Annotated in this window: 15 protein-coding genes, 1 pseudogene and 1 riboswitch; of the genes and pseudogenes, 10 read left to right on the top strand and 6 right to left on the bottom strand. The window is 71.0% G+C overall.

Annotation, left to right across the window (positions count from 1 at the left end; translation table 11 throughout):
• Positions 1-561 precede the first annotated feature (561 nt).
• Positions 562-1,146 (top strand): diguanylate cyclase, encoded by a 585-nt coding sequence (locus ABZU99_RS10070; RefSeq protein ID WP_355941650.1) that lies wholly within the window; start codon positions 562-564, stop codon positions 1,144-1,146.
• A gap of 4 nt (positions 1,147-1,150) precedes the next feature.
• Positions 1,151-2,134, top strand: coding sequence for an SMP-30/gluconolactonase/LRE family protein (locus ABZU99_RS10065; RefSeq protein ID WP_356045055.1), 984 nt, complete (start codon positions 1,151-1,153; stop codon positions 2,132-2,134).
• Positions 2,135-2,168: 34 nt separating this feature from the next.
• Here the strand turns inward: ABZU99_RS10065 and ABZU99_RS10060 are convergent, their stop codons facing one another.
• From ABZU99_RS10060 to ABZU99_RS10045, 4 genes are all read right to left on the bottom strand, one after another.
• Complete coding sequence (locus tag ABZU99_RS10060) at positions 2,169-2,963, bottom strand: SDR family oxidoreductase (protein WP_356045052.1); 795 nt, start codon at positions 2,961-2,963, stop codon at positions 2,169-2,171.
• A 150-nt stretch (positions 2,964-3,113) separates the two neighbouring features.
• On the bottom strand, positions 3,114-4,460 hold the full coding sequence (locus tag ABZU99_RS10055) for a S1 family peptidase (protein WP_355942278.1): 1,347 nt from the start codon (positions 4,458-4,460) through the stop codon (positions 3,114-3,116).
• Between the two features lie 409 nt (positions 4,461-4,869).
• A complete protein-coding gene (locus tag ABZU99_RS10050) occupies positions 4,870-5,103 on the bottom strand; it encodes a histidine phosphatase family protein (RefSeq protein ID WP_355941657.1) in 234 nt (77 codons plus the stop codon).
• Positions 5,075-5,644 (bottom strand): histidine phosphatase family protein, encoded by a 570-nt coding sequence (locus ABZU99_RS10045; RefSeq protein ID WP_355941659.1) that lies wholly within the window; start codon positions 5,642-5,644, stop codon positions 5,075-5,077. Before ABZU99_RS10045 ends, ABZU99_RS10050 begins: the two co-directional genes overlap by 29 nt.
• Before the next feature lie 115 nt (positions 5,645-5,759).
• A riboswitch (cobalamin riboswitch) is annotated at positions 5,760-5,849 on the top strand.
• A 58-nt stretch (positions 5,850-5,907) separates the two neighbouring features.
• On the opposite strand from ABZU99_RS10045, the gene ABZU99_RS10040 reads away from it, so the two are divergent.
• The 3 genes from ABZU99_RS10040 to ABZU99_RS10030 all read left to right on the top strand — a co-directional run bounded on the left by ABZU99_RS10040 (position 5,908) and on the right by ABZU99_RS10030 (position 8,800).
• Complete coding sequence (locus tag ABZU99_RS10040) at positions 5,908-6,132, top strand: CbtB-domain containing protein (protein WP_355941662.1); 225 nt, start codon at positions 5,908-5,910, stop codon at positions 6,130-6,132.
• 48 nt (positions 6,133-6,180) lie between these two features.
• Positions 6,181-6,972 (top strand): CbtA family protein, encoded by a 792-nt coding sequence (locus ABZU99_RS10035; protein WP_356045048.1) that lies wholly within the window; start codon positions 6,181-6,183, stop codon positions 6,970-6,972.
• A gap of 268 nt (positions 6,973-7,240) precedes the next feature.
• Complete coding sequence (locus tag ABZU99_RS10030) at positions 7,241-8,800, top strand: Rieske 2Fe-2S domain-containing protein (RefSeq protein WP_355941668.1); 1,560 nt, start codon at positions 7,241-7,243, stop codon at positions 8,798-8,800.
• A 15-nt stretch (positions 8,801-8,815) separates the two neighbouring features.
• On the opposite strand, the gene ABZU99_RS10025 is transcribed toward ABZU99_RS10030, so the two are convergent.
• Positions 8,816-9,439 (bottom strand): DUF4352 domain-containing protein, encoded by a 624-nt coding sequence (locus ABZU99_RS10025; RefSeq protein WP_355941671.1) that lies wholly within the window; start codon positions 9,437-9,439, stop codon positions 8,816-8,818.
• Positions 9,440-9,675: 236 nt separating this feature from the next.
• Here ABZU99_RS10025 and ABZU99_RS10020 point away from each other — a divergent pair, with 236 nt between their 5' ends.
• The 4 genes and pseudogenes from ABZU99_RS10020 to ABZU99_RS10005 all read left to right on the top strand — a co-directional run bounded on the left by ABZU99_RS10020 (position 9,676) and on the right by ABZU99_RS10005 (position 12,830).
• The gene (locus tag ABZU99_RS10020; RefSeq protein WP_356045045.1) at positions 9,676-10,818 is read left to right on the top strand and encodes an aldo/keto reductase; all 1,143 of its coding nucleotides are present in this window, start codon (positions 9,676-9,678) and stop codon (positions 10,816-10,818) included.
• A gap of 47 nt (positions 10,819-10,865) precedes the next feature.
• Positions 10,866-11,525: pseudogene (locus tag ABZU99_RS10015) on the top strand (dienelactone hydrolase family protein); the annotation flags it as partial.
• Between the two features lie 183 nt (positions 11,526-11,708).
• Positions 11,709-12,404, top strand: a complete 696-nt coding sequence (locus ABZU99_RS10010) for a hypothetical protein (RefSeq protein ID WP_356045042.1) — start codon at positions 11,709-11,711, stop codon at positions 12,402-12,404.
• 243 nt (positions 12,405-12,647) lie between these two features.
• Entirely contained in the window at positions 12,648-12,830 is a 183-nt protein-coding gene (locus tag ABZU99_RS10005) for a hypothetical protein (RefSeq protein WP_355941679.1), read from the top strand.
• Between the two features lie 41 nt (positions 12,831-12,871).
• Here the strand turns inward: ABZU99_RS10005 and ABZU99_RS10000 are convergent, their stop codons facing one another.
• On the bottom strand, positions 12,872-14,335 hold the full coding sequence (locus ABZU99_RS10000; RefSeq protein ID WP_356045039.1) for a cytochrome P450: 1,464 nt from the start codon (positions 14,333-14,335) through the stop codon (positions 12,872-12,874).
• A gap of 93 nt (positions 14,336-14,428) precedes the next feature.
• Here ABZU99_RS10000 and ABZU99_RS09995 point away from each other — a divergent pair, with 93 nt between their 5' ends.
• Complete coding sequence (locus ABZU99_RS09995) at positions 14,429-15,043, top strand: TetR/AcrR family transcriptional regulator (RefSeq protein ID WP_355941685.1); 615 nt, start codon at positions 14,429-14,431, stop codon at positions 15,041-15,043.
• The last annotated feature ends 41 nt before the right edge of the window (positions 15,044-15,084 follow it).

The raw sequence follows: 15,084 nt of genomic DNA, 5'->3' as shown, positions 1-15,084 counted from the left end.
GGCGATCGCGCGGACGCCGGTCTCGTTCTCCTCGTCGACCTCGGCCCAGCCGCGTTCCCGCGCCGCGCGAGGTCCGCGCGCAACTCCCCGGGGTGCACGAGCAGGACGTCGGAGCCGTGCGGAATGCCGACGACGACGGGCGGATCGGTGCGCGCGGCGAGCCGGCGCATCGGCGCGGCCGCGGCCGAGTAGCCGGCGGGAGAGCGCTGGAAGCCGCGGGACAGCTCGCGGGCGCCCGGAGCGTAGCGCCGGGCGCCCGCGTCGCCCCCCATGTCGCGGGCGGCTCCGCCTCGTTCCGGCCGCGCGCCGTACGCCTCGTGGCCGGACAGAGCACCGCTTCGCCGCGGGCCGGGACCTGGTCAACTCCTACTCCGCGCGGCTGACCGGTGCACCGCCGGCCGCGCCACGCCGAACGGCCGGGAACCGCCCCCAACGGTTTGTCCGGGATAGGAAGAGGGCACCCGGCATCCGATTCCGCACCTGGAGGCGAGAGGCGATATGACGCTTGTTTCCCGTAGCCCCGTGGCACGCGCATGGCGGCGGTGGCGACGGCCGCGCGACATGGACGTGCCACGGAACCCCATGGACGTGGAGGACGCCAATCGGCGGTTTGTGATGTACGGGGTGATGCCGCTGTGGTTCGTCCCCGCGGTAGCCGACTGGATCATGCATCGCCGGACGCGGATCGAGGACACCTCGGGCACCCGGGAGTCGGCGCTGCACGCGCTGATGATGACGGAGGCGGGCATCCCCGTCGCGATGGGGCTGCTCGCCCGGGTCAATCCCCTGGTGCTGTCGGTGATGGGAGGTGCCGCGCTCGTCCACGGAGCCACCGCGCTGTGGGATGTCAGCCTGGCCACCGGCGAGCGCGAAGTGCGCCCGGTGGAACAGCACATCCACAGCTTCCTCGAGGTCCTGCCGCTGTCGGCGCTGGCGTTCACCTCCTGTCTGCACTGGGATCAGGTACGCGCGGCACTGCGTGGCGGGGACAGGGCCGAGGACTGGAAGCTGCTGCCCAAGGAGAACCCGCTGCCCGCCCGCTACCTGGCGGCGATCGGGCTCGGCGTCGGCGTCTGCGTCGCCCTGCCCTACGCCGAGGAGATGCGACGCTGCGTCCGGGCCGCCAGGGCCCGTAAGGCGGCGTGAGCCCATGCCACGACCCCACTCACGGACGGCCACCGTGGCCGAACGGCTGCCCCACCCGCGCGTCCTGGCCCCGGAGGCGCACGGACCCGAGCATGTCACCGTCGATGGATCGGGCCGGATCCTGACCGGGACCGCCGACGGGGCGATCCGGCGGCTGACTCTGACGGGCACCCAGGACCTCGCCCGCTCCGAGGTGATAGCGGAAACCGGCGGCCGTCCGCTGGGGCTGGCCCCCTCCCCCGACGGCGGGCTGATGGTGTGTGACGCACGGCGAGGGCTGCTACACGTGGACCCGGACGACGGGTCGGTACGGGTGGTCGCCGACGAGGTGGAGGGCCGGCCGCTGCGGTTCTGCAGCAATGTGGCCACGGCGGCGGACGGCACCGTCTACTTCACCGTGTCCAGCCGCCGCCATGGCCTGGAGGAGTGGCTGGACGACATCCTGGGGAACATCGGCACCGGCCTGCTGCTGCGCCTGCGCCCGGGCGGGCGGCCGGAGGTGCTGCTGGACGGCCTGCGGTTCGCCAACGGAGTCGCGCTGGCCGCCGACGAGTCCTTCGTCGCCGTGGTCGAGAGCGCCGCGTACCGGATCAGCCGCATCTGGCTGACCGGCGATCGGGCGGGTGAGCGCGACACCCTCATCGGCGATCTGCAAGGCTTTCCGGACAACCTCACCCGCGGTCCCGGCGGACTGTTCTGGGTGGCCCTCGCCGGGCCGCGGGAGCCACTCGTGGACCTGCTGCACCGCGCCCCGGCCCGGCTGAGGATCGCCGCGGTGCCGGTCGTGACCCGCGTCCGGCCCCGCCCGCGCCCCACGGTCGGCGCCGTGGCGGTCGATTCCGACGGCCGGGTCGTCCGCTACCTGGTGCGGCACCGGGCCGCGTACCGGATGACCACGAGCGTCTGCGAGCTGGGCGGCCACCTGGTCATGGGCAGCCTGCTGGAACGCGGCATCGCGGTGTGCGCGCTGCCGGCGGCCGTGCCCTGACGGCGGACGCCGGGCCCCTCAGTGCGCCGCCCGGTCATGGCACGATCGCGTCCACGTATCCGCCGTCCACCCTGACCGCGCCTCCGGTCGTCGCCGACGCCTGCGGCGAGCTGAGGTAGACGACCATGTGGGCGATCTCCTCGGGTTCGATGAGCCGTTGCAGCAGGGACTGCGGACGATACCGTCGCATGAACTCGCGCTGCGCCTCATCCCAGGGCAGGTCGTTGCCCACCAGTTCGCGCACGAAGTCCTCCACTCCCCTGGTGTGGGTGGGGCCGGCGATCACGGAATTGACCGTGACGCCGGTGCCGGCGGCCTCCTTGGCGAAGCCGCGGGAGACGGCGAGCAGCGCCGTCTTGGACGTGCCGTAGTGGATCATTTCAGCGGGGATGGCGATCGCGGAGTCGCTGGCGATGTTCTGGACGCGCCCCCAGCCGCGCTCCTTCATGCCGGGCAGATAGTGGCGGATCAGCCGTACGGCGCTGAGGACGTTGGTGTCGAAGTAGGAACGCCACTGGGCGTCGGTGATCTCCAGGGGCGGCTGGGCGCCGAAGACGCCGAGGTTGTTGACGAGGATGTCGGTGACGGGGACCTGGTCGTACAGCGCCGCCGCCCCCTCCTCCGCCGCCAGGTCGCCGACGACCGTGATGATCTCCGCCGCGGGCACCCGCTCGCGCAGCCGGTCCGCCGCCGCGGCCAGGCGGTCCATCTGACGGCCGGTCAGGACGACGGCGGCGCCGGAGGCGGCCAGGCCGGTGCCGATGGCGTGGCCGATGCCCTGAGAGGATCCGGTGACGACAGCGGTCCTGCCGGTGAGGTCGATGTGCACTGCCCCGTCCTTCCACTCGCCTGTCGCTTGGCGGTACCCGCCCGACCGTACGCAACGGGTCCGGTCACGCGCCGGATCGCGCGGCCACGGCGCGCCGGACGGCGAGGGCAGGGCAGGGCTCAGGGGCGGGCCCGCACCGACCGGCCCGGCTCACCACCCGGTGGAGTAGTCGCGGTACCGGCGGCGCGGGCTGGGACGAATCGCGAAGGTCGAGAGAATCCCGATGAACCCCACGGCGATGACCAGCAGCCCGGCACCGAACTGCCGACCGTATTCCACGATGTCGTCCACCGTCGGCAGACCGGCGCCCGATTCCGAACTCCCTTGCGCGAGGGCGTCGTTGTTGACCTGCCCGCCCGAGGCGCCGGGCGGGGCGGCGCCCTGGGCCATGGTGGTGCCCGGGATGCTCACCCCGAGGGCCGTCAGCGCCTTGGTCACCGGCTGGAAGAAGGTCACACCGCCCCCGGTGCAGTCGCCGCTGCCACCGGAGGTGATGCCGAGCGCCACGCCCTGGGCGAAGAGCGGCCCACCGCTGTCGCCCGGCTCCGCGCACACGGTGGTCCGAACCAGGCCGCTGACACTGCCCTCGGGGTAATTGACCGTCGCGTTCAGCCCGGTCACCTTGCCGGAGTGCAGCCCGGAGGTGCTGCCGCTGCGGAACACCTCCTGGCCCACGACGGGGTCGCCGACCCCGGTGACCCGCACCGCCTGGCCCTTTCCGACGTCCAGGACGCTGCTCTGGTCGAGCGAGCGGTTGTCGTACCGGATCAGCGAGTAGTCATTGCCAGGGAAGCTGCTCTGGACCGTGGTCCCGATGTTCGTGGCCCCCGAGGTGTCCGTGAACCAGGGGGTGCCGGTGGGTCCGCAGTGACCGGCCGTCAGGATGAAACCGGTCTGGCCATTGGTGACATTGAATCCGGCGGAGCAGCGGCTGCCGTTGGTGAACATCGGGGCGGCGCCGGCGGTCCTGGTGGTGAAGGAGCCCGTCGTCCGCTCCATGGTCACCTCGTCGCCCACTCGCGCGCCGAGGTCCTTCATCCGGGACCAGCGGGTGGCGGAGACGGTGCTGTCACCGAGCACCACCACCTTGTTGGACTTGGGGTCCACCATCCAGGCGGTGCCCGCCACCCGGGGCGCCGAGCGCAGCGTCTTCGTCGCGGAGTCCAGCTGACTCATGCTGTACCGCACCCGCTTGGGCTTCGCCCCCGCCCGGCTGACCTCGGCCGCCGCCTCCGCGTCGGTCACCGCGACCACCGGGCGCCCCTTGGAGTCGATCCAGTTGCCCGCCGTACGGGAGGTGCCGAGCCGGGACACCAGACGGCCTCCGAGATCGTCGCCCCGCGCCCCCAGAACATGCGCGCCACCGTCTCCGGTGGCCCCGCGAGCCGATTCCGCCGCACCCGGTGCGAACTGCGCGACCATCACACCGCCGCAGACCAACGCGCCGACCGCCGCGAACCGTACGACTCGGCGCCCACCTCGCCGCATGTGCTTCACCACCCTGCCTCCTCCTTCGTCGACCCAGCCATCCAGCCCCGGGGCCTCGACGGTGTAGGCCCTCCCCCTCATACGGGCGGAACCGGCGTCGCGCTCACCGCGGCGGCGGGCGGTTACGGAATGCGCGGGATCCGCTGGTGGAAGCAGACCCGGTCGAGCCCGGGGCCGTCGTAGTCGCTGTGCACGCGCAACCCGCCGATCTCGCGGTCGCCCGGCTCAAGGGTGAAGCCCATGGCGCGGTGGAAGGCGATGGAACCGGCGTTCGAAGGGGAGGTGATCGCACGTATCCACCGCGCCCTGAGTGCCGGGGCTCAGCGTCCTGAGCCCTGAGTCCGGGCCTGGGTCTGCTGAGTCCGCAGGGAGCGTGGGCCGCCGCGGGTGGGTGTCCGCTCGCGGCGGCCCCGCCCCCTCATCCCGGCGCGGCCAGCGGCCGTCCGCAGCGCGGATTCCACCGTCCCGAGCGGCCGCTGAGCTCGGTCGCGGTCAGCGGCGCGGCATCGAGGCGCCAGAAGGTCTGCGCGGGAAGGGCGAGAGCGTGGACGAGTGCGGCGCGGACCACGGCAGGCTCGGCGACGGCCAGTACCCGCCCCTCGTGCCCGGCCCATGCCTCCAGCTCATCCCGGCGCGGCCAGCGGCCGTCCACAGCGCAGATTCCACCGTCCCGAGCGCCCGCTGAGCTCGGTCGCGGTCAGCGGCGCGGCATCGAGGCGCCAGAAGGTCTGCGCGGGAAGGGCAAGGGCGTGGACGAGTGCGGCGCGGACCACGGCAGGCTCGGCGACGGCCAGTACCCGCCCCTCGTGCCCGGCCCATGCCTCCAGCCATGCCCCGACCCGTTCCACCAACTCCAGCAGCGACTCGCCGCCGTGCGGCGCCACCGCCGGATCGGCCAGCCACTCCCCCACCTCCTGCGGCGTCCGGCGCCCGACGTCGTCCAGCGAACGGCCCCGCCAGCGGCCCACATCGAGGTCGCGCAGCTCCGGCGCCACGGCCGCGTCCAGCTCCAGCGCCGCGGCGGTACCACGGCAGCGCTGGGAGGGTGCGGTGAACATCACATCGTGACGGGGCAGAGCGCCCGCGGCGGCCCCGGCGCGGCGCGCGGCGGCGGCGTCCGGCGGGGCGTCATCGAACCGGACCTGTCGCAGCGCCGCGTTGACCACGGGCGTCACGAGCGTGATACGCCCCACCTTGTCCCCTTCGGTCGCGCCATGCGCCCCATGGAGGAGCGCACATTCCGGCCATCGCGCCGTAGCGGTGACCAGCCGTCGCGCGCTACCGTCTCATGGACAACGACGGCGTGACGGAAGTCCGGTGAGAACCCGGCACGGTCGCGCCACTGTGTGTCCGGCAAAGTCCCCGTTGACCCGGGGCCACCCGTCGGGCGAGTCAGACCCAGCGCCGTCGTACGAGTACCAACGACCGGGACGCGTGCTCCCCAGGAGGTTCCACCATGGCTCAGTCCATCTCTCCCGCACCCAGCGCTCAGCCGGTGCCGGAGATCACCCCCGTCTCGCTGAAGGCCATCGCCCCGTGGGCGCTCTTCTTCGGCGTCCTGATGCTGATCCTCCTGTACTTCGTCGGCGCCGAGCAGGGCGCCACCGCGCTCGTCTCCGGCGAGAATGTGCACGAGTGGGTGCACGACGGCCGTCATCTGCTCGGCTTCCCCTGCCACTGACACCGATCCCAGATCCTCAGCCTCAGTCCCAGGGGAATCGAGAAGTTCATGAACTCCATATCTGTCCGGGCGCTGCTCGTCCGGGGCATGCTCGCGGGGCTCGCCGCCGGGCTGGTGGCGCTTGTCGTGGCGTATCTGCTGGGCGAGCCGCGGGTGGACTCGGCCATCTCGTACGAGGACGGTCACAGCCATGAGCACGGTGTCGAGCTCGTCAGCCGCACCATGCAGTCGACCGCCGGTCTGGCCACCGGTGTGCTGATCTACGGTGTCGCCCTCGGCGGCATCGCGGCCCTCGCGGTCTGTGTGGCGCTCGGCCGCATCGGCCGGTTCGGGCCGCGCGCCACCGCCGCGCTGGTCTCGCTGGGCGCGCTGGTGGCGGTGTACCTGGTGCCGTTCTTCAAGTACCCGGCCAATCCGCCGTCGGTGGGCGACCCGGAGACCATCGGCAAGCGCACCACGCTGTACTTCCTGATGGTGGTGCTCAGTGTGCTGCTGGCGGTGGGCGCCGTCATCCTCGGCAAGCGACTCGCACCGCGGCTGGGCAACTGGAACGCCACCGTGGCCGCGTCGGTCGCCTTCATCGCGGCGGTCGGCCTCGCCTATGCCTTCCTGCCCTCGGTCAACGAGGTGCCGGCGGACTTCCCGGCGACCCTGCTGTGGCAGTTCCGGCTGGCGGCCCTGACCATCCAGGCCGCCCTGTGGGGCTCCTTCGGGCTGCTCTTCGGACACTTCGCCGAGCGGCTGCTGTCGCCGCGCCCCATCGCGGTGGAAACGGCGGCGCACGCGAGCGCTGCGGACGACACCACCGGCACGCGGGCGAGCGCACCCGCCGCCCGCTGACCCGTCCGCTCCCCCGGCCGCCGCCTGTTGTCGCAGCTATGGCGGTTGGTGTCGGGGCGGGGGCGGCGGCTTCGCGCCCCGCCACCCGGAAGATGCCCGGGCCGGCCCGGACCGGGCACGTACCGGCACCGCCCACCCGCTGATCACCGATGTGTGACCCGCCTGGCGGACACCCGCCACCCGCCGAGCGCACCTGGGGTGCACACCACGAAAAACCCCTTCACGGTTGAGACATCCGTCATCACCGACTGGGTTGGGGTGCTGTGGTATGCGTATGATCGGGCTTGGGCATGCTGGGCTGTTCATCGAGACCGCGGCGGGATCGGTACTGTGCGATCCCTGGGTCAACCCCGCCTTCTTCGGCTCCTGGTTTCCGTTCCCGGACAACACCGATCTCGACTGGGCGCACTACGGGCGCGCCGCGGACTATCTGTACGTCTCCCATCTGCACCGGGACCACTTCGACGCGGAGAATCTGCGGCGCAACGTCCGCAAGGACATCACCGTGCTGCTTCCCGCCTTCGCCACCGATGAGCTGGAGCGCGAGCTGCGCGCGCTCGGGTTCGCCCGCTTTCTGCACACCCAGTCCGGCACCCCGGTGGAGCGCGACGGTCTGCGCATCATGATCACCGCGCTGACCGGTCCCGGCGACGGCCCCATCGGCGACTCGGCGCTGTCGCTGGACGACGGCGAGACCGTGCTGCTCAACCAGAACGACGCTCACCCGCTGGACATCGCGGCGATCCGGGACTTCGGCGAGGTCGACGCCTACTTTGTGCAGTTCTCCGGGGCGATCTGGTATCCCATGGTCTACCATCTGCCGCACTCCGCGAAGCAGGAGTTCGCCGCCCGTAAGCGGCAGGGCCAGTTCGACCGGGCACTGCGCTATATCGACGCGGTGCAGGCCCGGCACGTGTTCCCCAACGCGGGGCCGCCGTGCTTCCTCGACGAGGAGCTCTTCGAGCACAACGGCACCGGCCGGGACGGGGAGTCCATCTTCGTCGACCAGCTCGAGTTCCTGCGGCAACTCGCCGAGGCGCGGCCTCAGGTGTCGGCGCATCTCCTGCTGCCGGGCACGGTGGCGGAGCCCGAGGGCACCGCGTGCAAGCTCACCCACCGCTACACCGCGAAGGAGATCGACCACATCTTCGGCGACAAGCGGGCGTATCTGCGGGACTTCGCCCGCAGGCAGCAGCCCGCGCTCGCCGCGGAACGCGCCTCGCGTGCCCCCGCGCTGCCGCGTGAGCGACTGCTGGCCGAGCTCAAGCAGTGGTGGGAGCCGCTGTTGGCGCGTGCGGACCACATCTGCACGGGCGTCGGTGGCCCCGTGCGGCTGAATGTGGGCGAGGTGCCGATCGTGATCGACTTCCCGGCGCGGGAGGTCCGGGTGTGGAACGGCGAGCGGTGCCGCTACACCCTGTCCACCACGGGCGATCTGGTTGCCACCAATATCGCGCGGCACGAGGTGGACTGGTCCAACAGCCTGCTGCTGTCGATGCGGTTCACCGCCAGCCGGATCGGGCCGTACAACGAGTTCCTGTATGTGTTCTTCAAGTGCCTGTCGATGGAGCGCATCGAATACGTGGAGAACTACTACGACTCCTGCCAGGACGACGGCCAGGAGACCGAGATCGACGGCTGGCGGGTCCAGCGCCGCTGCCCTCATCTGCGCGCCGACCTCGGCCGGTTCGGCCGGATCGACGGCGATGTACTCACCTGCACCCTGCACGGATGGCGCTATGACCTGCCCACCGGCCGCTGTCTGACCGCGGACGGCCATGACATCCGCGCCACTCCCCTCAGCCAGGCCCAAACCGGGCCCAGCTGAGGCGCTGGCGGATACCTACTTGATCTTCCACTGACCCGTCTGCTCGGCGAACCCGCTGTTCATCGTGAACTGGAGCGTGGCCACCGTGGACGCCTTGGGCACCTCCAGGACGATCCAGCCGAGCGCCTTGTCGCCCGCGGGGAGCTTCAGATCGGAGGTCATCTGCGGACCCGCGGTGATCTCGCCGATGGTGGCCTCGAAGCGCTGGCCCTGGCTGTCCGCGACCTGGACACCGTTCGACGGGCTGTCGCTGTAGGTGGCGGACCCGGTGTTGACGAGCTGGATCTGAGCCGCTACCCAGCGCTTTCCGGCAGCCGGCGTGCTGAACTCATCGGCGCTCTTGGCCGGGTCGAGCCACTTGATGACGGTGACGTCCAGCTTCTCGCCCGCTTCCTGGCCCTTGAGCGAGATCGTGTCGCCGACCCGCGCCACCTTGGGCTTGTGGGGCTTGCCGGCGGCGGACTCGTCCTTCGCCTCCGTGTCCTTCGCGTCCCTCGCTTCCTTGGCGGCGCCATGCGCGGCACCGGCCTTCGAGGACGCCTTCACCCTGGTCTTGACATCGGAGCCGCCGTCGCCGCCGCATGCGGTGAGCGGCAGACACAGGATCGCGATGGAGAGCGCGGCGGTGCGGATGCGCATAAGTCCCCCTTGAGAGTGCGTGGTGGATACATGTGGGGGGAGAGCGCACTGTATCCGATGTGGTGATGAGGTGAAAGGATGGTGCGAAATCGTGATCAAGCCCCCTTCACCGCAGCCGGGCCACCGCGTCCGGCACCGCGTCCAGGCACCAGCGGCCTCCGGACCGCTTGCCTTAGAGCGCTCTTCAGCTCCTAGCGTCTGCCGCGGTACGAGACGACCGACACGAGGGGACCACCGTGCGCTACACACTGTTCGGCAGGACCGGTCTGCGGGTGAGCGAGCTGAGCCTCGGCACCATGACCTTCGGCGAGGACTGGGGCTGGGGGGCCGCAAAGGAGACGAGCCGGCGGATCCTCGACGCCTACGCCGACGCGGGCGGAAACTTCATCGACACCGCCAACAACTACACCGACGGGAGCTCCGAGACCATCCTCGGTGAGCTGCTTGCCGACCGCCGGGAGAGCTTCGTCCTGGCCAGCAAGTACACCTGCGCCACCCGCAGGGGCGATGTGAACGCGGCCGGCAACCACCGCAAGAACCTGGTGCGGTCGGTGGAAGGCAGTCTGGAGCGGCTGGGCACCGACCGTCTCGATGTGCTGTGGGTGCACGCGCGGGACAACTTCACCCCGGTCGAGGAGGTCATGCGGGCCCTCGACGACCTCGTACGGGCGGGCAAGGTCCTCTACCTCGGGGTGTCCGACTGGCCCGCCTGGGAAATCGCCCAGGCCAACACCCTGGCCGAGCTGCGCGGCTGGACGTGCTTCGCGGGTTCCCAGATGCGGTACAGCCTCTTGGAGCGCACTCCCGAACGCGAACTCCTGCCGCAGGCCCACGCCTTCGGCCTGGCCGTCCTCGCGTGGGGCCCGCTCGCGGGCGGGAAACTCACCGGCAAGTACCGCCGGGGCCAAACGGGCCGGCTGGTGGACGCCCGCACCTGGGACAACCGGGCGGACCACAACGAGGAGGCCACCATCACCGAGGTGCTGGAAATCGCCGAGCAGGGCGGCTGGAGCCCCGCGCAGGTGGCCCTCGCATGGCTGCGCGGCCGCCCCGGCACCGTCATCCCGGTGATCGGCGCCACCAAGGAGGCCCAGCTCGCGGACAATCTCGCCAGCGTCGACGTCGAGCTGGACGCGGACGCCGTCGCACGGCTCGAGGCGGCTGGGGCGGTGCCGCTCGGCTTTCCGCATGACTTCCTGCGGGAACCGGGCATCACCGAGAACGTCTACGGCGACCGCTGGGCCGATATCGAGGACCGCGGCGGCCCCCACCGCCGCATCCCCGGCAGCATCCGCCAGGTGTCGTCCACGGCGGCGAGCATCCCAGGGGGCCCGTTCATGGTCCCTCAGACGAGTTGGACCAGCGACGACAAGGAGTGAAGCCCTGTATCCGAGTCCCCGCAGCCGGCCGGCTCCTCCGCCCGGCGGACGCGACCTCTCCCAGCGCCGGCGCCACCGCCCACGGCTGTCTCGCGCCGCCTTCCCCGGGGCATGGGCCCGGGCTGATCGTCATCCAGGAATGGTGGGGACCGGAGGACCACATCGCCGATGTCACCGAATGGCTGGCGCGGGAGGGCTTTGTGGCGCTGGCCCCCGATCCGTACGGGGCCAGGGTCGCCCATGACGCGGACGAGGCAGCCCGGATGATGTGCGGGACCTGCCCGTGGAACGCGGCGTCGGCCGCTCTCCGGGGCGGTCGACTATCTGCTCGCCCGCCCCGAGGTCACCTCCGAGACCGTCGGGTCGGTCGGCTTCCGCATGGGCGGCGGCTTTGTCCTCCACCAGGCCGCGGCGGACCCGCGGGTCGGCGCCGCGGTCCCCTTCTACGGCGTCATCCAGGGCTCCCTGCCCGACTTCTCGGGGCTGAAGGCCGAGATTCTGGCACACTTCGGGGAAACCGACGCCAGCGTGCCGCCGGATTGTCTGGAACCGCTGCGGGAGGCCATTCGGAAAGTCCGGAATCACGCCGGACTTCCGCCTCCACCCCGCCGGGCACGCCCTTCTTCAACGACCGGCGGCCCCAGACGTATCACGCGGAGTCGGCCTGGCGGAGCACCGTCGACTTTCTGCATCGACGGCTGGGCTGACCCCACGAAACGTCCTTCACTTAAGCCTTCATTAACCCTTAAGGCCCTTTTAAGGTACGACCCGAATGGCGGCTGCCGTTCAGCCCTCCTCCAAAATTCCTGAAGAAATTTTCCGAGCGGGATGAGACGACCGCGACTCCGGTCCGTATGGGTGTACGAGCAGCTCGAAAAAAGGAGTCGTAAATGACACGCAAAAGGACGCTCAGCCGCCAGAAGAAGCTCGCTCTGCTGGTGGGCTCGCTTGCCCTGGCCGGTACGGGCGCCGGGGTGATGGCAGCCACCAGCAACGCCAGCACCGAAGGCGCGGCCCAGTCGTCCTCGGCCTGCACCGGCCTGGAGGATGCGCTGGCCAAGAACGAGCAGTTCATTGCGAACCAGCAGGCCAATCCGGACGCCCAGTCCGAAGCCCGGATAGCCAACCGGCAAGCCGTCATCGAGGAGATCAAGCGAAAGCAGGAGGCGTCGGGCTGCCAGGCCGGTGAGGGCGCCGCCGACCAGGCCGCGGGTGACGACGCGGCCGCGGGTGACGACGCGGCCGCGGGTGACGACGCGGCCGCGGGTGACGACGCGGCCGCGGGCGACGCGGCCGCAGGTGACGACGCAGCCGCAGGTGACGACGCAGCCGCGGGCGGCGAGGTCGTCTGCGCGGGCTCGACCGTGACTTTGTCCGGCGAAGGCGGGGCCCCGGCCGCCTCCAGCAGCGAATTCCCCGTCGGCACCAAGCTCAAGGTGACCAACCTGGACAACGACAAGTCCACGACCGTAGAGGTCAAGTCCGTGTCGGGCAGCTGCGCCCTGCTCAACAACGCCGCGTTCGAGCAGGTCCGTGAGGCCGGCAAGTTCCTGATCCGGAACGCCCGGATCGAGAAGGTGGGCTGACCCGGCCGCCGTCCACCTGGCGGGCGGTGATGCGTCATGGGGCGCACGGGTGTCCCTCGAAGGTGAACACCCGTGCGCCACTGCGCGACCGTAGCCGTTGCCCGATGTGCAACATCGCAGGTGGACGCGGACGGCCTTCGGGCGCGAGAGCCGCTTGGCACACTATTTTCAGGCCCGTGACCGCCATGTCCGCTGTGACCGCTATCGCAGGGTGAGCCCGGTGCGCGTGGGTACTCGATTGCCATGGATAGACATGAGCAGCCCACGCTCACTCCCGATCTGCCGCCGGTCGTCGATGTACCGGACCTGACATTCCCCGCCCGGGGACGTCACTCCGAGGGGTCGAAGAGCACGGCGGAGCGGGCGGGCGACAAGGAATCCCCCACCTCCTCATCCGGCTCCCGGGACCGTCGCATGACGGCGTAGCCGACGTTCACACCACGTCACCACATGGTGTCACCCAAACATCAGGGCCGTGGGGCCCGGCGGCTGAGCCGCAACGTGAGGCCGTCCGGCATCAGGGTGAGACGCTCGGTGATCCGCAACCGGTAGCCGGGGTCGGGGTGCAGATCGTAGCGACGCACCAGCAGACCCAGCACCAGTACGGCCTCGTGCAGGGCGAATTGGCGGCCGATGCAGGCACGGGCCCCGGTGCCGAAGGGCTTGAAGACCTGAGCGGGCCGGGAGCGCACGCACTGTGGGGCGAAGCGGTCGGGGTCGAACGTTTCGGGGTCCGGGCCCCACACCGCGGGATCGCGGTGCAGCATCGCCGTCAGTACGAGCGCCCACGCGCCTCGCCGCATGGGATGGGCCCCGCCGAGCAGGGCGTCCTCGCGAGCCTCCCGTGAGAAGGCGGGCGCGGTGGGCCACAGGCGCAGCGCCTCGTCCAGAACCCGGCGCACATAGCGGAGCTTGGCCACCTGCTCGTACGCCGGGGCCAGTGTGTCGCCCCAGACCCGGTCGACCTCGGCCTGGGCGCGGGCCAGGACGCCCGGGTGGCGGGCGAGGTAGTGGAGGGCGAAGGACAGGGCGCCGGAGGTCGTTTCATGGCCCGCCACCAGGAAGGTGATGACCTGGCGGCGGATGTTCTCGGGCGAAAGCCGCTCCCCGGTGTCCGGGTGCGCCACCTCCAGCATCCGGTCCAGCAGATCGCCGTGGCCGCCCGCGCTCCCGGCACCGCGGCGGGCGGCCACGATGGCGTCGACGGTGCGGTTGAGATACGCCATATCGGCCGCGTTGCGCCGCTCGGCGCGCAGCAGCAAGGGCGTCAGCGCGGGCGGTACGACATTGCGGCGCTGCGCGAAGGAGAGCGTGCCGACCATGGCGGCTACGAAGGGGTGCGGCCGGTCGCGTTCGAACGAGCCGAAGTCGTGGCCGAAGCCGGTTCTGGCGATGGTCTCCAGCGTCAGCTTGGTCATGTCGCGCGGTACGTCCACCGCGGCGCCGGACTTCTCCCGGTCGTCCCAGCGGTCCGTCAGCCGACCGGCGACGTCCATCATCGCCTGGTGGTAGCCCTCCATCGCGGCACGGCTGAACCCGGGCGCGAGGATGTCGTGTGCCAGCTGCCAGTTCGGCTCGTGGTTGTACGCCGTGAAGAGGCCATCGCCCACGACCGGCCGGAGATTGGCGACCCCCAGGCCCACATGTTTGGCGAAGCGCGACTCATCGGCCATGTCGGCGGCCAGCTCCGCGCCCCAGACGAACACGACCTCCTTGCCGAAGGCCTTCCGGCGGAAGATCGGACCGAGGGAGCGGGCCAGCCGCATCGAGTCCTGGACGGGGGTGCGGATGTTCGCGCCGAGCGCGTCGCCGATCAGCGGCAGCCGGCGCGGCGGATGCGGGATGCGGTGGAGCTCCGGCCAGCCGAGCTCCGCGCTGCGAAATCCGCTGGGCACCATGGCACTCCCCGCCGGCCGCGTCGTCTGCGCCATGCGCGCCATCTCCCTCACGGGCTTGTTGAATGTGGGTTCAATAGCGCCCCAGTGTGAATCCGCTGTTGAACCGACGTCAAGTAAAGTGGCGCCATGGCTGCCCATCCCCCCGAGCGCCCCCGCCGTCGGCTGAGCACCGAGGAGCGCACGGAGCAGTTGCTGTCCGTGGGGGCGCGGCTGTTCGCCCAGCATCCGTACGACGATGTGTGGATCGAGCAGGTGGCCGAGATCGCGGGCGTTTCGCGCGGGCTGCTGTACCACTACTTCCCGACCAAACGGGACTTCTTCGCCGCCGTCGTCCGTCGCGAGAGCGAGCGGATGCTGCGGCTGACGGCGGCGGTCCCCGGCCTGCCGTTCCGGGAGCAGATCAGCACCGGGCTCGACGCCTTTCTCGGGTACGTCGAGGAGTATGCGTCGGGCTTCCGCGCCTTCCACCGCGCGGAGGCGGCGGGCGATCCGACGGTGCGCACGGTCTACCGCGAGTCACTGGCCGCACAGGAGCGGCAGATCCTGGATGCGCTCGCCGCCGACCCCTCGACCTCCGGTATCCCCGCGGATCTGCCCGCCCTGCGGCTCGCCGTACGGGGCTGGCTGGCCTTCATGGTGGCCGTCTGCCTGGAGTGGCTCGACGAGCCGGCCCTGACCCGAGAACAGGTGCGCGAGCTGTGCGCGCGGGCGCTGCTCGGGGCGCTGACCCCTACGGTCTGAGCCGCTCGGAGCGGCGTTTTCGGCCAGGCCTGCCCGGGCCG

The organism is Streptomyces sp. NPDC005266 (assembly GCF_040607655.1).
Lineage (GTDB): Bacteria > Actinomycetota > Actinomycetes > Streptomycetales > Streptomycetaceae > Streptomyces.
The sequence above is the reverse complement of the archived record's forward strand: the minus strand, read 5'-3'. Positions and strand labels throughout refer to the sequence as shown.